This window comes from Modestobacter sp. VKM Ac-2977 (genome assembly GCF_026968045.1).
Lineage (GTDB): Bacteria > Actinomycetota > Actinomycetes > Mycobacteriales > Geodermatophilaceae > Modestobacter.
In genome coordinates this window covers 131,995-150,322 of record NZ_JAPVBQ010000002.1, presented here as the reverse complement: position 1 = coordinate 150,322, position 18,328 = coordinate 131,995, and the positions used below count along the sequence as shown (strand labels likewise).

Here is an 18,328-nt window from a genome sequence, read left to right as displayed (position 1 = left end):
CGGGTGGTCAGCGCGGCAGCGGGGTGATCCCCGCTGGGGGATCCGCCGGCTGTCCGGGGTCGCCAGACCTGTTCCGCGGCGGGGGCAACGATGCGCCCGCCGACCGACCGGACGAGCGGTGTCAGCCGCCGTCCGCTGCTCCCACCTCACGGTGGGAGCGGCACTCCGATCACGAGGAGCACACCTTGCGCAAGGCACACGCATTCCCGGCCATCGCCATCGCCGCCGCGGCGTTCCCGCTGCTCACCATGAGCACCGCCTTCGCCCACGAGGGGGCCACCAGCTACCAGGCCGACCTCGGTGCGGTGAACCAGTCCGGCGTCAGCGGCACCGGCATGGTCACGCTGGACGGCAACACGGCCACGGTGATGGTCGAGGCCTCCGGGCTGCTCGCCGGTTCGCCGCACGCCCAGCACTTCCACATCGGCGCCCTGGGTGAGTGCCCGACCAACGACCTCGCGGACGACGCGGACGGCGACGGCTTCGTGAGCGTCACCGAGGCCGCGAAGTACTACGGCGCCATCGGCACCTCGCTGACCACCACCGGCGACACCAGCCCGGACAGCGGCCTGGCCATCGACCGCTTCCCGACCGCGGACGACGGCACGCTCAGCTACGAGCGGACCTTCGAGGTCACCGACGACGTCCACGCGGCGTTCGAGGCGGGCACGGCCGTCCTGGTCGTGCACGGCATCGACAAGGACGGCTCGGGTGCCTACGACGGTGACGTCATGAGCGACCTCGACCCGTCGCTGCCGATGGAGGCCACCGCCCCCGCCGCCTGTGGTGCGCTCGAGGTCGCGCAGATGGGTGCCACGCCGGCCGGCGGCGCCGAGACCGGTGCCGGCAGCACCTCCGGTACCGAGAACACCGCCGTGATCGGCGTCGGCGTCCTGGCCGCCGCCGGTGCCGCGGGTGCCGGTGCGATCGCCTACCGCCGTCGTCAGGCCGAGCAGGCCTGATCCGGCTCCGGGTCGCGGGGGGGGGGGGGGGCCCCCCCCCCCCCCCCCCCCCCCCCCCCCCCCCGGCCCCTCCCACCCTCTTGGAAGGACCCCCTGTGAGCGAGCAGAGCAGCCGCCGGCCCGGCTCCCGCACGTGGACGGCGCTGGCCGTCGCGCTCGTCGTGGTGGCCGTCGTCGCCGTCGTGGTGGCGGTGACCGGACAGCAGCAGGCCCCGCAGCCGGTGGCGGCTCCCGCCCAGGGGACCAGCTCGGCGGCCGGCGCGACGGGAGCGCCCAGCGCCCCGCCCGCGAGCCCCGACACCGCCGCCGCTGCCCCTGCTCCGGCGGCGGCGCAGCCGGTGGCGGTCAGCATCCCGACCATCGGGGTGACCAGCGACCTGCTGCGCCTGGGCCTCAACGACGACGGCACCGTCGAGGTGCCGCCGTTGGGCCCGGACGACCAGGCAGGCTGGTACGAGCGCGGACCCGCCCCGGGCGACGTCGGCCCGGCGGTGCTCCTCGGGCACGTCGACTCCGCCGAGCACGGCCCGGGCGTCTTCTTCGACCTGGGCGCGCTGCAGCCCGGGGACGAGGTGGAGGTGGCCCGCGCCGACGGCACGGTCGCCGTCTTCGCCGTCGACCGCGTGGAGCGCCACCCCAAGGACGACTTCCCGACCATCGAGGTCTACGGCGACACCGCCGACGCCCAGCTGCGGCTGATCACCTGCGGCGGGGACTTCGACTCCTCGGTCCGCAGCTACGAGGACAACGTCATCGCCTTCGCGACCCTGGCGCGCACCGAGCCCGCCTGAGCAGTGCCGACGGCCGCGGTTCCTAGACTGCGGGGGTGTCGGCGACCTCGGTGGGCAACCTGTCCGACTCGGTGCAGCCGCTGCACGCGGTGCTGTTCGACATGGACGGCACGCTGGTGGAGACCGAGGAGCTGTGGGGCGAGGCGATGGCCGCTCTCGCCGTCCAGCTGGGCGGCGTCTTCTCCGCCGAGGCGCGGGAGCAGACCGTCGGCACCTCGATGCGGGTGGCGATGGAGGTCCTCTACGCCGACCTGGGTGTCGAGCGCACCGAGGACCAGCACCGGGCCGACGCGGCCTGGGTCGAGGAGCAGACCGCCCGGCTGATGACCAGCCGCGGGATGCCGTGGCGACCGGGGGCCCGGGAACTGCTGGTCGCGGTGCGCGACGCCGGCCTGGCCACCGCCCTGGTGACGACGACGCCGCGCCGGATCGCCGCCCTGGTGATCGACCACATCAGCACGGACCTGGGGCAGTCGCCCTTCGACCTGACCGTCTGCGGGGACGAGGTGCCCGCCCGCAAGCCCGACCCCGCGCCCTATCTGCAGGCGATGCGCGAGCTGGGCGTGGACGCAGCCGGGTCCCTGGTCATCGAGGACTCGCACGTCGGGGTCACCGCGGGGCTGGCCTCCGGCGCAGCGGTGCTCGGTGTGCCGTCGATGCAGTCACTGGAACCACTGCCCGGGCTGGCCCTGCGGTCGTCGCTCGCCGGGTTGACCGTCCCCGACCTGCGCCGGCTCGTCGCCGACCGCGGTCACGCGCCGACCCCGGTCTGACCGATCCGTCCGGCCGGCTCGGTACAGCGACTGCATCGAGTGCGCACGGGCGCGGATCGGGTCAGTCGGTGGCGGCCGTCAGTGGCAGGGTGGTGCGCCAGCCCGCGGCGGCCGCGGCGTCGGCCGGGAACGGCGGGGGAGTGCCGCCGAACGCCGGGCAGAGCGCCTGGTGGTCGCACCAGCTGCACAGCCGGCTCTTGTTCGCCCGGAAGTCGCCGGTCGCGACCGCGCGCTCGATGGCGGCCCAGATCGCCTGCAGGGTGCGCTCGAACCGCAGCAGCTCCGCCTCGTCGGGGGCGTAGGTGAGCGCGTCACCGTCCTTGAGGTACAGCAGCTTGAGCTGGGCGGCGACCACGCCCCGGGTGCGCCACAGCACCAGCGCGTAGAACTTCATCTGGAACAGCGCCTTGGCCTCGAAGGCCTCCCGCGGCATCCCGCCGGTCTTGTAGTCGACCACCCGCAGCGCACCGGTCGGGGCGACGTCCAGCCGGTCGACGTAGCCGCGCAGCAGCAGCCCGTCGGGCAGCGTGACCTCGACCAGCTCCTCGCGGCCGTGCGGCTGGATGCGGGTCGGGTCCTCGAGCCGGAAGTAGGTCTCCACCAGCTGGCCGGCCGAGGCGAGCCAGGCCTCCAGGCTCTCGGCCTGCTCACCCTCGGGCGCCCCGAACAGCTCGGCGACGCCGGGCTCCTCCCGCAGTTCGTCCCAGGCCGGCGTCACCAGCGTCTGGGCGGCGGCGGCGGTGCGCTCGGCGGCGGGCAGGTCGTACAGCTTCTCCAGCACCGCGTGCACGAGGGTGCCCCGGACCGCGGCGCGGGACTTCTTCTCCGGCAGCCGGTCGATGGTGCGGAAGCGGTAGAGCAGCGGGCAGGACTTGAAGTCCGCGGCCCGGGAGGGCGACAGGGACGGACGCCGGGGAGCGGAGTCCGCGGCCGTCGTCCGGGCTGGGGCCTGGTCGGTCTCCGGCGTCCCCGTCTCTGCCGTCAGTGTCATGCGCCCGAGGTTAGGTGTGCCCCCTGACAGTTCCGAGTGTGCGCGCCGGGGAGCGGGCTCTTCGCCGTCCGTACCCTCGTCCCACGTGGACGTACAGCAGCAGCAACCCGCCGACGAGACCCCGACCGCGACCGAGGTGCTCGCCGACGTGCCGCTCGAGCCCGTGGTGGTCGAGGGCGAGCCGGCGCCGACCGACGTCCCCGAGCCGGTCGAGGGCGCCTTCCGGGTCGGGGACCGGGTGCAGCTCACCGACCCCAAGGGCCGGCACCACACCGTCGTCCTGGAGCCGGGCAAGGAGTTCCACACCCACCGCGGCGCGATCAGCCACGACGACCTGATCGGCTCGCCCGAGGGCTCCGTCGTCCACTCGACGGCGAACACCGGCTACCTGGCGCTGCGCCCGCTGCTCGCCGACTTCGTGCTCTCCATGCCGCGCGGGGCGCAGGTCATCTACCCCAAGGACGCCGCCCAGATCGTCGGCTTCGGCGACGTCGGCCCCGGCATGCGGGTGCTGGAGGCCGGAGCCGGCTCGGGCGCGCTGAGCTGCTCGCTGCTGCGCGCGGTGGGCTCGACCGGCAGCCTCACCAGCTACGAGCGGCGCGAGGACTTCGCCGACGTCGCCCGCGGCAACGTCGGCGCCTTCTTCGGCGAGGTGCCGGAGAACTGGTCGCTGCGGCTGGGCGACCTGGCCGACCACCCGGCCGCGGAGGTCGTGGACCGCGTCGTCCTGGACATGCTGGAGCCGTGGGCCGTGCTGCCCACCGTCGCCGCCGCGCTGCGCCCCGGGGGTGTGCTGATCGGCTACGTCGCGACCACCACCCAGCTGTCGGCCTACGTGGAGGCGCTGCGGGCCCAGGGCGTGTGGACCGAGCCGTACGCCTGGGAGACCATGCTGCGGCCCTGGCACGCCGAGGGACTGGCGGTACGCCCCGAGCACCGGATGGTCGCGCACACCGCCTTCCTGGTCACCGCCCGTCGGCTGGCCGAGGGGGCCGTCGCACCGATGCGGCAACGGCGCAAGAAGCTCGCCTGACGCCTGGGCCGACGCGTCCCGCAGGTGTCGGGGCGATGACGTCCGGGCCCACCGCGCGCACCCGTTCCGAGCCTGCGGCGCGGTCGCCTCCCGCGTGTATAGATTGGCGTCCTGGCTCCCCCCGATGTGTGTGGAGGTGCGCGATGGGCCCCGGTACTGGCACTGGCCCCGACGAGTTCCGAGCGCGGCGTGAGCGTGACGTCGCCTCCCTGGTCAAGCAGATCTCCTACCTCGAGGAGGAGATCAGCCTCCTCCGACGCAAGGTGACCGACAGCCCGCGCCAGGTGCGTGCGCTGGAGGAGCGGCTCGCCGAGGCGGAGGGCCGCGCGGCCTTCCTCTCCGAGCGCAACGACAAGCTGGCCGGCACGCTGCGCGATGCGCGCGAGCAGCTGGTCACGCTCAAGGAGGAGGTCGAGCGGCTGGGGCAGCCCCCGTCCGGCTACGGCGTCTTCCTGGAGCGGTTCGAGGACGGCACCGTCGACGTGTTCACCAGCGGCCGCAAGCTGCGGGTGTCGGTGTCACCGGCCGTCGAGGTCGTCGAGCTGCAGCACGGCCAGGAGGTCATGCTCAACGAGGCGATGAACGTCGTCGCCGCCCGCGGGTTCGAGCGCGCCGGGGACGTGGTGATGCTCAAGGAGCTGCTGGAGCCCCTGCCGGGCGTCCCGCGCCGCGCCCTGGTCATCGGGCACACCGACGAGGAGCGCGTCGTCTACCTCGCCGACTCCCTGGAGGGGCAGCCGCTGCGCAGCGGCGACTCGCTGCTGCTGGAGTCCCGCTCGGGCTACGTCTACGAGCGGATCCCGAAGAGCGAGGTCGAGGAGCTCATCCTCGAAGAGGTCCCCGACATCGACTACTCCGACATCGGTGGGCTCTCCCGGCAGATCGAGCAGATCCGGGACGCGGTCGAGCTGCCGTTCCTGCACGCCGACCTGTTCCGCGAGTACGAGCTGCGGCCGCCGAAGGGCATCCTGCTCTACGGCCCGCCCGGCTGTGGGAAGACACTGATCGCCAAGGCGGTGGCCAACTCGCTGGCCAAGAAGGTCGCCGAGCTCAACGGCGACTCCGACCGGAGCCAGGGGAAGTCGTTCTTCCTCAACATCAAGGGCCCGGAGCTGCTGAACAAGTACGTGGGGGAGACCGAGCGGCACATCCGGCTGGTGTTCCAGCGGGCCCGGGAGAAGGCCAGCGAGGGCACGCCGGTCATCGTCTTCTTCGACGAGATGGACTCGATCTTCCGCACCCGCGGGTCCGGTGTCTCCTCCGACGTGGAGAGCACGATCGTGCCCCAGCTCCTCAGCGAGATCGACGGCGTCGAGGGGCTGGAGAACGTCATCGTCATCGGCGCCTCCAACCGCGAGGACATGATCGACCCGGCGATCCTCCGCCCGGGGCGCCTGGACGTGAAGATCAAGATCGAGCGGCCGGACGCCGAGGCCGCACGGGACATCTTCACCAAGTACCTGACGACGACGCTGCCGATCCACGCCGACGACCTGGCCGAGCACGGCGGCAGCCGCGAGGCGACCATCGCCGGGATGATCCAGAGCACCGTCGAGCGGATGTACACCGAGACGGAGGAGAACCGGTTCCTGGAGGTCACCTACGCCAACGGTGACAAGGAGGTCCTGTACTTCAAGGACTTCAACTCCGGGGCGATGCTGCAGAACATCGTCGACCGGGCGAAGAAGATGGCGATCAAGGACCGCCTGGAGACCGGCGTCGGCGGCCTGCGGGTCGGGCACCTGATGAACGCCTGCGTCGACGAGTTCAAGGAGAACGAGGACCTGCCCAACACGACCAACCCCGACGACTGGGCGCGGATCTCGGGCAAGAAGGGTGAGCGGATCGTCTACATCCGCACGCTCATCAGCGGCAAGGGCGCCGACAGCGGCCGCGCGATCGACACCGCGACCAACACCGGCCAGTACCTCTGACGCCGACGTCGTCCTGACCGGCCCCTGCTGCACCGCGGCAGGGGCCGGTCGGCGTCCGGGCGCTGCCCACCGGCCGTTCCGGACGGCCGCCTAGCCTGACGGCATGAGCGTGCGACGGGTGATGGGCACGGAGCTCGAGTACGGCATCTCGGTGCCCGGGCAGCCAGGAGCGAACCCGACGAACCTGTCGAGCCAGGTGGTGAACGCCTGGGCGGTGGCCGAGGCGCCGACGCCGCGCCGGCCGCGGTGGGACTTCGAGGAGGAGTCCCCGCTGCGGGACGCCCGCGGGTTCGACCTCTCGCCGGCCCAGGCGCTGGACCACAACGACCTGGACGACGACGCGGGGATGGCCAACGTCATCCTCACCAACGGGGCCCGGCTCTACGTCGACCACGCCCACCCGGAGTACTCCACGCCGGAGGTCACCAGCCCGCGCGACATCGTGCTGTGGGACAAGGCGGGGGAGCAGGTGATGGCCGAGGCGGCCCGCCGCGCCGCCCGGGTGCCGGGCACCCAGCCCATCCAGCTCTACAAGAACAACACCGACGGCAAGGGCGCCTCCTACGGGGCGCACGAGAACTACCTGATGAGCCGGTCGACGCCGTTCATCGACATCATCCGCGGGCTCATCCCGTTCTTCGTCACCCGCCAGGTCTTCGCCGGCGCCGGCCGGGTCGGGATCGGCACCGAGGGTCGCACCGAGGGCTTCCAGCTGTCCCAGCGGGCCGACTTCTTCGAGGTCGAGGTGGGCCTGGAGACGACGCTGAAGCGGCCGATCATCAACACCCGGGACGAGCCGCACGCCAACCCCGACGACTACCGCCGGCTGCACGTGATCATCGGCGACGCGAACCTCGCCGAGCTGTCGACCTACCTCAAGGTCGGGACGACGGCGCTCGTGCTGGCCATGATCGAGGCCAGGGCACTGACCCAGGACCTCACCATCGAGGAGCCGGTCGAGTCGCTGCAGGCGATCAGCCACGACCCGTCGCTGACCCACCGGGTGCGACTGCGCGACGGCCGCCGGCTGACCGCGATCGAGGTGCAGCGGGAGTACCTGGCCCAGGCGCAGAAGTTCGTGGCCGACAGCGGGGACGACGACGAGCAGACCGCCGACGTGTTGCTCCGGTGGGCCGAGGTGCTCGACGAGCTGGCCGTGGACCCGATGCGGCTCGCCGACCGGCTGGACTGGCCGGCCAAGCTCCGGCTGCTGGAGGGGTACCGGCAGCGCGACGGGCTCAGCTGGGGCGATGCCCGGCTGAAGCTGGTCGACCTGCAGTACTCCGACGTCCGGCCGGACAAGGGGCTCTACCACCGGCTGGTGGCCCGTGGCTCGATGCAGCGGCTGCTCACCGACGACGAGGTGACCCGGGCGATGACCAGTCCGCCGCCGGACACCCGCGCCTACTTCCGCGGCGAGTGCCTGCGCCGCTACCCGGCCCAGGTCGCCGCGGCGTCGTGGGACTCGGTGGTCTTCGACATCGGCAGGGAGAACTTGGTGCGCATCCCGACCATGGAGCCGCTGCGCGGCACCCGGGAGCACGTCGGTGCGCTGTTCGACTCGACATCGACCGCAGCCGAGCTGGTCGACCGGATCACCGCGCGCTGACCTGACGGCGGTGCCCGTCTCAGGGGGAGCCCCAGAACGCGGCGGACTGTCACCCGGCGCGGGTAGCTTCTGCCTCAGCACCGACCCAGCAGCGAGCTCCGGAGGGTGAGATGGCCACGAGGGACACCGGCGGGCAGCAGAAGGCCACGCGCACGCGCGAGGAGACCGAGGAGGTCGAGGCGTCGGTCGACGCCGAGGCCGCCGAGCGGCGCCAGGAGATGACCGACGACGTCGACTCCATCCTCGACGAGATCGACGGCGTCCTAGAGGAGAATGCCGAGGAGTTCGTTCGCTCCTATGTACAAAAAGGGGGGGAGTGAACAAGATCATCTTCGTGGGTCTGTTCGATGGAAACGAAGTTCTGCCGCGATTGTGGAACCCATCGGCCGGTCGCTGAGTTCACCCGGAACCAGCGGGCCCGAGATGGTCTGGCGTTCTACTGCCGAGAGCACCTGGCAGAGCGGTCAGCTCGGAGCCGGGAGGCACGAAGAACGGCCCCTCGGCGACACAAGTCGCTTCCCAGGGGCCTCGTCGTGCCCGCCGGTCACAAGTGGTGTCCTGACTGCGGCGGAGTGCTGTCGTTGGAGGAGTTCCCGCGTTCGCGTGCAAACGCGAACGGACGCGGTAGCTACTGCCTGGCCTGCCACAACGAACGAGGCCGCAAGTCACTCGCCGAGCGAGGCGGCAGTCGCACCTATCACCTGTCCCGGCGCTACGGCATCTCGGCCGAGGAGGCCGATCTGATGCTGGGCGACCAGGGTGGCCTGTGCGCGATCTGCGCCAGGGCGCCGGCGGCGCACGTCGACCACGATCACGACAGCGGCGCCGTCCGATCGCTGCTGTGCTTCAACTGCAACGGCGGGCTCGGGCAGTTCAAGGACGACCCGGCGCTGCTCCGGGTGGCCGCCCGGTACGTCGAGTCGCATCGTGCGGGGCAGCTGGTCGGCCCGCCCCCGGGCCAGCAGTGGTGGCCGACCGACTGACGGGCCCGCCGGTAGGGTCGGTGGGGCGTCGACCCGGCAGCTCCGCGGCCGTCCGGCGCAGGAGACGCAGCAGCACGGACCGCCGTCGCACGACGGCAGGAGAGGCGGATGGGTGACCGAGACGTCAGCTGGTCGGAGCGGGTTCCCGCCCGCGTACCTGGACCGGGTGGGCTCCTCGTTCACCGACTTCCTGGGCACCACCGCCCCCGACCTGCTGCCCGGCCGGCGCACCGTCCCGACGATGTCCGTGGCTGACCTCGCCCCGCACGCCACCACCATCGTGGCCGCCACCTTCGACGGCGGCGTGCTGATGGGCGGCGACCGGCGGGCGACCATGGGCAACCTGATCTCCAGCCGGGACATCGAGAAGGTCTACGCCGCCGACTCCTGGTCGGTCATCGGCATCGCCGGCGCCGCGGGCATCGCCATCGAGATGGTCCGGCTGTACCAGGTCGAGCTCGAGCACTACGAGAAGATCGAGGGCATGACGATGTCCCTCGATGGCAAGGCCAACCGCCTCGCCGCGATGATCCGGGGCAACCTCGGTGCCGCGATGCAGGGCCTCGCCGTCGTCCCCCTGTTCGCCGGTTACGACCTCGACGCAGCCGAGGGCGTCAGCCCGGGCCGGATCTTCAGCTACGACGTCACCGGCGGGAACTACGAGGAGCGCGGCTACTCCTCGGTGGGCTCCGGCTCGCTGTTCGCCCGCAACTCCCTGAAGAAGACCTGGCGCCCCGGCCTCTCCGCCGACGCCGCCACCCGCACCCTCGTCGAGGCGCTCTACGACGCCGCCGACGACGACTCCGCCACCGGCGGCCCCGACACCGTGCGGCGGCTCTACCCGATCGTCTACCGGGTCGACGCCGAGGGCGCCGTCCGGCTCCCGGACGACGAGGTCGCCGCCATCGCCACCACCATCGTCGCCGAGCGCTCGGCCGCAGACGGGCAGGGCTGAGCCATGACCATGCCGTACTACGCATCGGCCGAGCAGGTCATGCGCGACCGCTCCGAGTACGCCCGCAAGGGGATCTCCCGGGGCAGGAGCGTCGCCGTCCTCACCTACGCCGACGGCGTGCTGTTCATCGCCGAGAACCCCAGCGCCACGCTGCACAAGGTCAGCGAGCTCTACGACCGCATCGGCTTCGCCGCCGTCGGCCGGTACTCCGAGTTCGAGAGCCTGCGGGTCGCCGGCATCCGGCTGGCCGACGTCCGCGGCTACTCCTACAACCGGCGCGACGTCACCGGCCGGGTCATCGCCAACGCCTACGCGCAGACCCTGGGCGCGGTCTTCACCGAGCAGATGAAGCCCTTCGAGGTCGAGCTCTGCGTCGCCGAGGTGGGGGAGGACTCCGCCTCCGACCAGCTCTACCGGCTCACCTTCGACGGGTCGATCGTCGACGAGGCCTCCTTCGTGGTCATGGGCGGCCAGGCCGAGGCCGTCAGCAGCCACTTGCGCGAGCACTTCACCGCCGGACTGCCCCTGGCGGAGGCCCTGGCGGTCGGCGTCCGGGCGCTGTCCGCGGTCAGCCCGGTCACCGCGGCCAACGGCGGGGCGCACGACCAGCTGCCCGCTGAGCAGCTCGAGGTCGCCGTCCTCGACCGACGGCGTCCGAAGCGGGCGTTCCGCCGGGTCGTGGGCGCCGCCTTGACCAGCCTGCTCTCCGACCAGGAGACGGCTGCAGAGCCCACGGAGAGCCCCGCCGAGGCGGCCGCCACCCACGCGCCCAGCGCCCCGGCGCCCGGCACCCCGCCGGGCCTCGGCGACCCCGCGGCCGTGGACACCGCCGGCGGCACCGAGCAGGCCTCAGCCCAGCCGAGCACGCAGGACGGCGCCGGCGGCGGCACCGACGGCGAGACTCCGGACAGCGAGCAGTGAGCGGCGCGGCGTACTCGGGACACGAGCCGAGTGCGCCGCGGACGCCTAGGCTCGGCGAGGTGGAACGACGGATCTTCGGCATCGAGACCGAGTACGGCGTCACGTGCACCTTCAAGGGGCAGCGCCGCCTCTCACCTGACGAGGTCGCCCGCTACCTGTTCCGCCGGGTGGTCTCCTGGGGCCGCAGCTCGAACGTCTTCCTGCGCAACGGCTCCCGGCTCTACCTCGACGTCGGCAGCCACCCCGAGTACGCCACCGCCGAGTGCGACGACGTCACAGAGCTCGTCGTCCACGACAAGGCCGGCGAGCGGATCCTCGAAGGGCTGATGGTCGACGCCGAGCAGCGCCTGAACGAAGAGGGCGTCACCGGCGACATCTACCTGTTCAAGAACAACACCGACTCGGCCGGGAACAGCTACGGCTGCCACGAGAACTACCTGGTGGGCCGGCACGGCGAGTTCAGCCGGATGGCCGACGTCCTGATCCCGTTCCTGGTCAGCCGGCAGATGGTGGTCGGCGCGGGCAAGGTGCTGCAGACCCCGCGCGGCGCGGTCTACTGCGTCAGCCAGCGGGCCGAGCACATCTGGGAGGGCGTCTCCAGCGCCACCACCCGGTCCCGGCCGATCATCAACACCCGCGACGAGCCGCACGCCGATGCCGAGAAGTACCGCCGGCTGCACGTCATCGTCGGCGACTCGAACATGAGCGAGACGACGACGCTGCTCAAGGTCACCATCACCGACCTGGTGCTGCGGATGATCGAGCAGGGCGTGGTGCTGCGGGACATGACCCTGGAGAACCCGATCCGGGCGATCCGGGAGATCAGCCACGACCTCACCGGCCGCCGCAAGGTCCGGCTCGCCAACGGCCGGGAGATGTCGGCCCTGGAGATCCAGCAGGAGTACCACGACCGCGCCGCCGAGTTCGTCGACCGCGAGGGCTACGGCCCGGTGCACCGGCAGATGCTGGAGCTGTGGGGGCGCACGCTCAAGGCCGTCGACAGCGGCGACCTCTCGCTGATCGACCGGGAGATCGACTGGGCCATCAAGCACCAGCTGCTGCACCGGTACATGGCCAAGCGCGACCTGTCGCTGTCCAGCTCGCGGGTCGCCCAGATGGACCTCGCGTACCACGACATCCGGCGCAACCGCGGCCTGTACTACCTCCTGGAGAAGGCCGGCCAGGTCGAGCGGGTCACCCACGACCCGGCGATCTTCGAGGCCAAGAACGTGCCCCCGCAGACAACTCGGGCCAAGCTGCGCGGTGAGTTCATCCGCCGCGCCCAGGACAAGCGCCGCGACTTCACCGTCGACTGGGTGCACCTCAAGCTCAACGACCAGGCCCAGCGCACCGTGCTGTGCAAGGACCCGTTCAAGTCCGTCGACGAGCGGGTGGAGAAGCTCATCGCGTCCATGTGACGGCCGGGGACACCTCGTCGGTGTGCCGCCAGGGGCCCACACCGTCGCCGTGGCCCTGGAGTCGCGCGCAGGTTCGGCTCGGTGCCGGGCTCGGGTGTACCCGGCCAGGCGCGCCCCACGTCGGCTCCCGGCCGGCGCCGAACCGCACGGAGCGCGCCACCGTCCGCCGGACCCGATCGACGTGTCGTTGTACGACCGTTATCCCCAACTCACGGCCACATGTCCCGGGAAGGCCGACCACAACACCGACGAGGAGGGGAGGCCGTCCGCAGGGGCAGCCGGCCCGGCAAAGCGTTCGCCTTGCACGGTGCTGCCGACCACACTGCCGCGGTGGGCACAGCACTCGTCACCGGCGTCAGTCGCCGAAACTCCATCGGCTTCGCGGTGGCCCGGCGGCTGCTGGAGCGCGGGGACCGCGTCGTCGTCCAGTCCTGGGCACCACATGACGCCGAGCAGCCCTGGGGCGCCGACGACCTGGCCGCCGTCCTCGCCGAGCTGGGTGACCCGCCGCACCTCCACGCCGACCTGGCCGACCCTGCCGCCCCGGCTCTACTGGTGGCCGCCGCCCGGGACGCCGTCGGTCCGCTGACCACCCTGGTCGCCGCGCACGCCCGCAGCGCCATGGGCCGGCTCGCCGAGCTGACGGCCGCCGAGGTCGACCTCTGCTTCGCGGTCAACGCCCGCGGCAGCCTGCTGCTCACCCAGGCCTTCGCCGCCCAGTACGAGCCGGCCGTTGGTCCGGGCGCCGTCGTCCTGTTCACCTCCGGCCAGCACCGGGGGCCGATGGCCCGCGAACTGCCCTATGCGATCAGCAAGGGGGCGATCCAGCAGATGACGCTGTCCCTGGCCGACGAGCTCATCGACGCCGACGTCACCGTCAACTGTCTGAACCCCGGCCCGACGGACACCGGCTGGGCCGATCCGGCCGAGCAGGACGACGTGGGCCGGCTGATGCCGCGGGGCCGCTGGAACAGCCCGGCCGAGGCGGCCGCCGTCGTCGCCTGGCTGGCCGGCCCGGATGCCCGCTCGGTCACCGGCCAGACCATCGACGCCGAGGGCGGCTTCCGCCGCTGGGGATGACGGTCCAGCCGCCGCTCTGCACGCGTTCTGGATGCTGTGCACGCGCTGTAGCACGTGCACTCCGTACCGAGCGCGTGCAAAGGAGGCCGTGGGAGGGGCTGAACGCGGGCAGAGCGGACCCGGATCAGGCCGGGGACGGGCCGAACAGCGTGAGCTGGGCGGCGTACCGCCCTGCTGCGGCCGCGGCCAGGAAGTAGGCGCGGTCCTCGGCCAGGCCGCGGCCCATCGTCGACAGTCGGACCGGTGAGGCGGCCAGCGCGTCCTCCAGCCCGAGCGAGTCCACCCACTCCACCGGGTTGCGCTCCGGCTGCCCGGCCAGGTCCTCCTCGACCTGGGTGCCCAGCTCGGAGCCCAGCCCGCGGGGCGCCACCAGGGTGACGCCGCCCATCGCGACCCGGCCGAACGCGGTCAGCGAGTGGTGCGAGACGCCGCGGTGCCGGGGGCGCGGGTCGGCGTCGGAGATGCGCAGGGCGCCGACGGCCCGCCCGCCGAGCACGTGCACGGCGTTGCAGGCCTCACCCGCCGCGACCCCGGAGAAGCCCCACGGCGTCCCGGTGCCCAGGTTGCCCGGCCCCTGGGTGACGATCGTGACGTCGGCCCGGAGCACGTGCCGGGCGGCCAGCAGCCCGGTGTGCACCGTGACGGCCTCCACGTCGCCACCGAAGGCCTGGCCGACGGTGACCACCCCGGCCAGCGAGCCGGCCAGGGTGTCCAGGGTCCGGGAGAAGGCCGCGGGCAGCGCCCCGCCGTCGGTCATCACGTACGCGACGCGCAGCGCAGGGTCGGTGACGTGCACGCCGGCCAGCACCGCGGGCAGGGCCGAGTGCAGGTCGGCCACGACCACCGGCATGCCGTCGAGGTCCTCGGCGCCGGCGATGGTGTCGTGGTGTGGCGTCTCCTGCTCGTCGACGCCCTGCACGGTCACCTGCAGCGGCGTGTACCGGCCCTTCACCAGGTGCCCGGGGCCGGTGGGGTCCGGCGGCAGCCGGTCCGGGACGGCGACGACGAGGGCGTACCCGCCGGTGCCCAGCCGCTGCGCCCAGGCCGTGGTGTTCAGCAGCACCTCGTCGTCCACCTGGGGTGACCCGACGAGGGAGGGGTGCGCCAGCGCCTTCAACGTGCCGTCCTCGGGCACCTCGACGGTCAGCTCCTGCGCGTCGCGCCACGCCCGGCCGAGTTCGGTGACCCGGCCACGGCGCCATCGGATCCGGGAGCCGGGGGCGGGAGACGGTGCATCAGTCACCGGGGGAGGCTAACCAGCGAGCGCGCCGGCCGCCGCGCACTAGCCTGTGCCCGTGGCAGCCAAGCGGGCAGAACGACTGGTGAACCTGGTCATCGCCCTGCTCGGGACCCGGCAGTACGTCTCGGCGGCGAAGATCCGCTCGATCGTCCCCGGGTACGAGCCCGATGACGGCACCGACCGCGCCGACGAGGCGTTCAAGCGGATGTTCGAGCGGGACAAGGCGGAGCTGCGCGAGATCGGCGTGCCCCTGGAGACCGGACGGACCAGCGCCTTCGACACCGAGGACGGCTACCGCATCGCGCGGGCCGACTACGAGCTGCCCGAGATCACCCTCACCGGGGAGGAGGCAGCCGCCGTGGGGCTGGCGCTGCGGCTGTGGCAGTCGGCGCAGCTGGCCGGCGCCGCGCAGAGCGCCCTGGTGAAGCTGCGTGCCGCCGGGGTGGAGGTCGACCAGTCCCGGGGGCTGTCCATCCAGCCGCGTCTGGACGCCGGGGAGCCCGCCTTCGAGCCCTGCTACGCGGCGGCGCGCGACCGCCGGGCCCTCGCCTTCGACTACCGCCGTCCCGACGAGCAGACCGCCAGCCGCCGCCGGGTGCAGCCGTGGGGCCTGGTGGCCTGGCACGGCCGCTGGTACCTGGTCGGTCACGACCTCGATCGGCAGGCAGCCCGGGTCTTCCGGCTCTCCCGGGTCACCGGCACGCCGCGGGCCAGCGGTCCGGCCGGCGCCTTCGAGCCGCCGGCCGATCTCGACCTCGCCTCGGTGGTGGCCGGCTCGGAGCGGCGGGAGGAGCAGCTCGTCGTCGTCCGGGCCCGGCCGGGCACGGCGATCGGCCTGCGCCGGCACGCCACGTCGCTGGGTGCCGCGGACGACGGGGACGACCGGCTGGAGCTGCGCACCACCGAGCCCTGGGCGCTGGCCGACCAGCTGGCCGCCTACGGGCCGAACGTGCTGGTGGAGGCCCCACAGCGGATGCGCGAAGCGGTCGTCGACCGGCTCAGCCGGCTCGCCGCCGTGGGAGAGCGGGCATGACGGCGCCCAGCACGGCCGAGCGGATGACCCGACTGCTCGCGCTGGTGCCCTACCTGACCGCGCGCCCCGACGGGGTCCGGCTGGCCGACGCGGCCGCCGACTTCGGGGTCACCGAGGTCCAGCTGCGCCGTGACCTGGACCTGCTCTGGGTCTGCGGCCTGCCCGGGCACGGCCCGGGCGACCTCATCGACCTGGCCTTCGAGGGCGACCGGGTGCGGATCACCTTCACCGCTGGGATGGTCCGCCCGCTGCGGTTGTCCACCGACGAGGCGGTCGCGCTGATCGTCGCCCTGCGCACGCTGCTGGAACTGCCCGGGCTGGCCGAGGGCGAGGCGGTGAGCCGGGCGCTGGCCAAGGTCTCGGCCGCGGCCGGGCACCCGGCGGAGGTGCGGGCGCCGGTGGCGGTGAGCGTCGACACCCGCGCGCAGTCCCTCGCCGTCGTCCGTGACGGGGTGGAGCGGCACCGCGCCCTGCACCTGCACTACTACGTGCCCAGCCGGGACGAGCGCACCGAGCGCACCGTCGACCCGATGCGGCTGCTGCTGGTCGACGGCCACTGGTACCTGGAGGCGTGGTGCCGGAACGCCGAGGGCGTGCGGCTGTTCCGGCTGGACCGGATCGACGACGTCGCGGTGCTCGAGGAGCCGGCCGCCCCACCACCCCAGGCGCACGAGCGCGACCTGGACGACGGGCTCTACCAGCCCGGCGCGGAGGAGCCGCTGGTCCGGCTGCGGCTGGCCCGCACCGCCCGCTGGGTCGCCGACTACTACCCGGTGGAGGAGCAGACCGAGGTCACCGACCCGCCGGGCGGGTTGGCGGTCACGGTGCGGACGTCGGACCTGTCCTGGGCCCGCCGCCTGGTCGCCTCGCTGGGCGGGGCGGCCACCGTGGACGAGCCGGTCGAGCTCGCCACCCGGGTCGCCGAGGAGGCCCGCGCCGCGCTGGCCCGGTACGCGGACTGACCGGCACTCGGGCCGGGCGGCGCCGGTTAGGCTGCGCCCGTGCTGCTGATCGTGTGGATCGTCGTCCCCCTGCTCGCCCTGCTGGTGCTCGGTGTCGTCGGGTACGGGGTGTTCGGTGCCGCCGGGCGGCTGGACCGCGAGCTGCGGGCGCTGGAGCGGGACGTCCGCCCCGTGCTGACCGAGGTCCAGGCATCGGCGGAACGAGCCGCCACCCAGCGCGCCGACCGGGCAGGGACCGACGACTGAACCCGAGGTGGACGGCGTGCGTACAGCTGTCCGCAGCCCTGGATCCACGCCGTTCCCGGCGTAGAGTCGGCCCGGCACGTCCGCCACGACTAGGAGGAGTCCGATGAACCTCGGCCCCATGGAGATCGGCCTCATCATCCTGGCCGTCCTGCTGCTCTTCGGTTACAAGAAGCTGCCCGACGCCTCCCGCTCGATGGGCCGTTCGATGCGCATCTTCAAGTCCGAGATGAAGGGCATGAAGGACGACGACGTGCGCGCCAAGGACGAGGCCCGCACCTCCCCGGTCACCGGTGAGATCGTGGCCCCCGCGGTGACCCCGGGTGCCGTGGACTACGAGGCCGAGGCGGCCGCCGCCGAGGCCCGCGCCGCCGAGGCCCGGGCGCGTGCGGAGCAGGTGCGTTCGTCGGCAGCCGCCGACGGCACGCGCTGACCCCCAGCACCGACCGCTGCCGCCCGTGACCCTGGCAGGGCGAGTGCGCGACCGTCGACCGCGGCGTCCCGAACGGGACGCCGCGGCGACGATGAGCCTCATCGGCCACCTCAAGGAGTTGCGCAACCGCATCGGCATCGCGCTGTTCTTCGTGCTGATCGGCACCGCGGTGGCGTTCTGGTGGTACGAGCAGGGCCTGGGTGAGTTCATCCGGGCGCCGTACTGCGGCCTGGACCCAGAACTGCGGGGACTGCCCGGCCAGGCCGACGGTGACTGCGATCTGGTGATCACCAACGTCCTCGGTGGTGCGCTGATCCGGCTCAAGATCAGTTTCATCGTCGGGATCGTGCTCTCCGCGCCGTTCTGGCTCTACCAGCTCTGGGCGTTCCTCACCCCGGGGCTGAAGAAGAACGAGAAGCGCTACGGCGTGGGGTTCGTCGTCGTCTCCAGCAGCCTGTTCGCCCTCGGCGCGGCGCTGGCCTACATCTCCCTGGCCAAGGGGCTGGACCTGCTGCTCGGCCTGGCGGGCGACGGCGTGACCGCCTTGCTCACGGCGGAGGAGTACATCGGCTTCGTCATCTCGTTGCTGGTCGCGTTCGGGGTGAGCTTCGAGCTGCCGCTCATCGCGGTGGTGCTGAACCTGATCGGCGTCCTCTCCTACGCGACGCTGTCCAAGGGCCGGCGGTGGATCTACTTCCTCACCATCGTGTTCGCCGCGTTCATCACCCCCACGCAGGACCCGTTCACCATGCTGGCGATGGCTGCGCCGATGTGCGTGCTGTTCGAGATCGCCATCCAGATCGCCCGGTTCGTGGACAAGCGGCGGGCCAAGCGCGAGGCCGCGGAGGGCCTGGCCGGGCTGGACGACGACGAGGCCTCCCCGAGCATCGACGCGGCGAGCCCGCTGGACACCACCCCGAGCCCGCTCGACGAGCCGGAACACCTCCGACGCTGAGCCGGTCCGCAC

The 18,328-nt window shown here is 72.6% G+C and carries 19 protein-coding genes; 17 read left to right on the top strand and 2 right to left on the bottom strand.

Going from position 1 to position 18,328, the window contains the following annotated elements:
• Positions 1-185 precede the first annotated feature (185 nt).
• From O2V63_RS08350 to O2V63_RS08340, 3 genes are all read left to right on the top strand, one after another.
• Positions 186-962, top strand: coding sequence for a hypothetical protein (locus O2V63_RS08350; RefSeq protein ID WP_269167079.1), 777 nt, complete (start codon positions 186-188; stop codon positions 960-962).
• 95 nt (positions 963-1,057) lie between these two features.
• Positions 1,058-1,753 (top strand): class F sortase, encoded by a 696-nt coding sequence (locus O2V63_RS08345; RefSeq protein ID WP_269167078.1) that lies wholly within the window; start codon positions 1,058-1,060, stop codon positions 1,751-1,753.
• A gap of 35 nt (positions 1,754-1,788) precedes the next feature.
• The gene (locus O2V63_RS08340) at positions 1,789-2,526 is read left to right on the top strand and encodes an HAD family hydrolase (protein WP_269167077.1); all 738 of its coding nucleotides are present in this window, start codon (positions 1,789-1,791) and stop codon (positions 2,524-2,526) included.
• A 61-nt stretch (positions 2,527-2,587) separates the two neighbouring features.
• Here O2V63_RS08340 and O2V63_RS08335 read toward each other — a convergent pair whose 3' ends face one another.
• On the bottom strand, positions 2,588-3,517 hold the full coding sequence (locus tag O2V63_RS08335) for a RecB family exonuclease (protein ID WP_269167076.1): 930 nt from the start codon (positions 3,515-3,517) through the stop codon (positions 2,588-2,590).
• 85 nt (positions 3,518-3,602) lie between these two features.
• Here O2V63_RS08335 and O2V63_RS08330 point away from each other — a divergent pair, with 85 nt between their 5' ends.
• The 9 genes from O2V63_RS08330 to O2V63_RS08290 all read left to right on the top strand — a co-directional run bounded on the left by O2V63_RS08330 (position 3,603) and on the right by O2V63_RS08290 (position 13,450).
• The gene (locus O2V63_RS08330) at positions 3,603-4,550 is read left to right on the top strand and encodes a tRNA (adenine-N1)-methyltransferase (RefSeq protein WP_269167075.1); all 948 of its coding nucleotides are present in this window, start codon (positions 3,603-3,605) and stop codon (positions 4,548-4,550) included.
• Positions 4,551-4,693: 143 nt separating this feature from the next.
• Positions 4,694-6,484, top strand: coding sequence for a proteasome ATPase (gene arc / locus O2V63_RS08325; RefSeq protein WP_269167074.1), 1,791 nt, complete (start codon positions 4,694-4,696; stop codon positions 6,482-6,484).
• Between the two features lie 103 nt (positions 6,485-6,587).
• Positions 6,588-8,093, top strand: coding sequence for a depupylase/deamidase Dop (gene dop, locus O2V63_RS08320; protein ID WP_269167073.1), 1,506 nt, complete (start codon positions 6,588-6,590; stop codon positions 8,091-8,093).
• A 110-nt stretch (positions 8,094-8,203) separates the two neighbouring features.
• The gene (locus O2V63_RS08315) at positions 8,204-8,413 is read left to right on the top strand and encodes a ubiquitin-like protein Pup (RefSeq protein ID WP_269167072.1); all 210 of its coding nucleotides are present in this window, start codon (positions 8,204-8,206) and stop codon (positions 8,411-8,413) included.
• Positions 8,414-8,665: 252 nt separating this feature from the next.
• Complete coding sequence (locus O2V63_RS08310) at positions 8,666-9,076, top strand: endonuclease VII domain-containing protein (protein WP_269167071.1); 411 nt, start codon at positions 8,666-8,668, stop codon at positions 9,074-9,076.
• Between the two features lie 112 nt (positions 9,077-9,188).
• A complete protein-coding gene (gene prcB / locus O2V63_RS08305; protein WP_269165450.1) occupies positions 9,189-10,031 on the top strand; it encodes a proteasome subunit beta in 843 nt (280 codons plus the stop codon).
• Positions 10,032-10,034: 3 nt separating this feature from the next.
• Positions 10,035-10,952: a proteasome subunit alpha gene (prcA, locus tag O2V63_RS08300; RefSeq protein ID WP_269167070.1), complete on the top strand. Its 918-nt coding sequence runs from the start codon at positions 10,035-10,037 to the stop codon at positions 10,950-10,952.
• Between the two features lie 59 nt (positions 10,953-11,011).
• Positions 11,012-12,370, top strand: a complete 1,359-nt coding sequence (gene pafA / locus O2V63_RS08295; RefSeq protein WP_269167069.1) for a Pup--protein ligase — start codon at positions 11,012-11,014, stop codon at positions 12,368-12,370.
• A gap of 330 nt (positions 12,371-12,700) precedes the next feature.
• Positions 12,701-13,450: an SDR family oxidoreductase gene (locus O2V63_RS08290; protein WP_269167068.1), complete on the top strand. Its 750-nt coding sequence runs from the start codon at positions 12,701-12,703 to the stop codon at positions 13,448-13,450.
• 124 nt (positions 13,451-13,574) lie between these two features.
• On the opposite strand, the gene O2V63_RS08285 is transcribed toward O2V63_RS08290, so the two are convergent.
• Positions 13,575-14,693 carry a DUF3866 family protein gene (locus O2V63_RS08285; protein ID WP_269167067.1) on the bottom strand — a complete coding sequence of 373 codons (1,119 nt, stop codon included), beginning with the start codon at positions 14,691-14,693 and terminating at the stop codon, positions 13,575-13,577.
• 52 nt (positions 14,694-14,745) lie between these two features.
• On the opposite strand from O2V63_RS08285, the gene O2V63_RS08280 reads away from it, so the two are divergent.
• The 5 genes from O2V63_RS08280 (at position 14,746) to tatC (ending at position 18,316) form a co-directional block, all read left to right on the top strand.
• On the top strand, positions 14,746-15,723 hold the full coding sequence (locus O2V63_RS08280) for a helix-turn-helix transcriptional regulator (protein ID WP_269167066.1): 978 nt from the start codon (positions 14,746-14,748) through the stop codon (positions 15,721-15,723).
• Positions 15,720-16,685 carry a helix-turn-helix transcriptional regulator gene (locus O2V63_RS08275; RefSeq protein WP_269167065.1) on the top strand — a complete coding sequence of 322 codons (966 nt, stop codon included), beginning with the start codon at positions 15,720-15,722 and terminating at the stop codon, positions 16,683-16,685. Before O2V63_RS08280 ends, O2V63_RS08275 begins: the two co-directional genes overlap by 4 nt.
• A 39-nt stretch (positions 16,686-16,724) precedes the next feature.
• Positions 16,725-16,931 carry a hypothetical protein gene (locus O2V63_RS08270; protein WP_269167064.1) on the top strand — a complete coding sequence of 69 codons (207 nt, stop codon included), beginning with the start codon at positions 16,725-16,727 and terminating at the stop codon, positions 16,929-16,931.
• 103 nt (positions 16,932-17,034) lie between these two features.
• On the top strand, positions 17,035-17,361 hold the full coding sequence (gene tatA / locus O2V63_RS08265) for a Sec-independent protein translocase subunit TatA (protein ID WP_036332666.1): 327 nt from the start codon (positions 17,035-17,037) through the stop codon (positions 17,359-17,361).
• 43 nt (positions 17,362-17,404) lie between these two features.
• A complete protein-coding gene (gene tatC, locus O2V63_RS08260) occupies positions 17,405-18,316 on the top strand; it encodes a twin-arginine translocase subunit TatC (protein WP_269167063.1) in 912 nt (303 codons plus the stop codon).
• Positions 18,317-18,328: the final 12 nt, after the last annotated feature.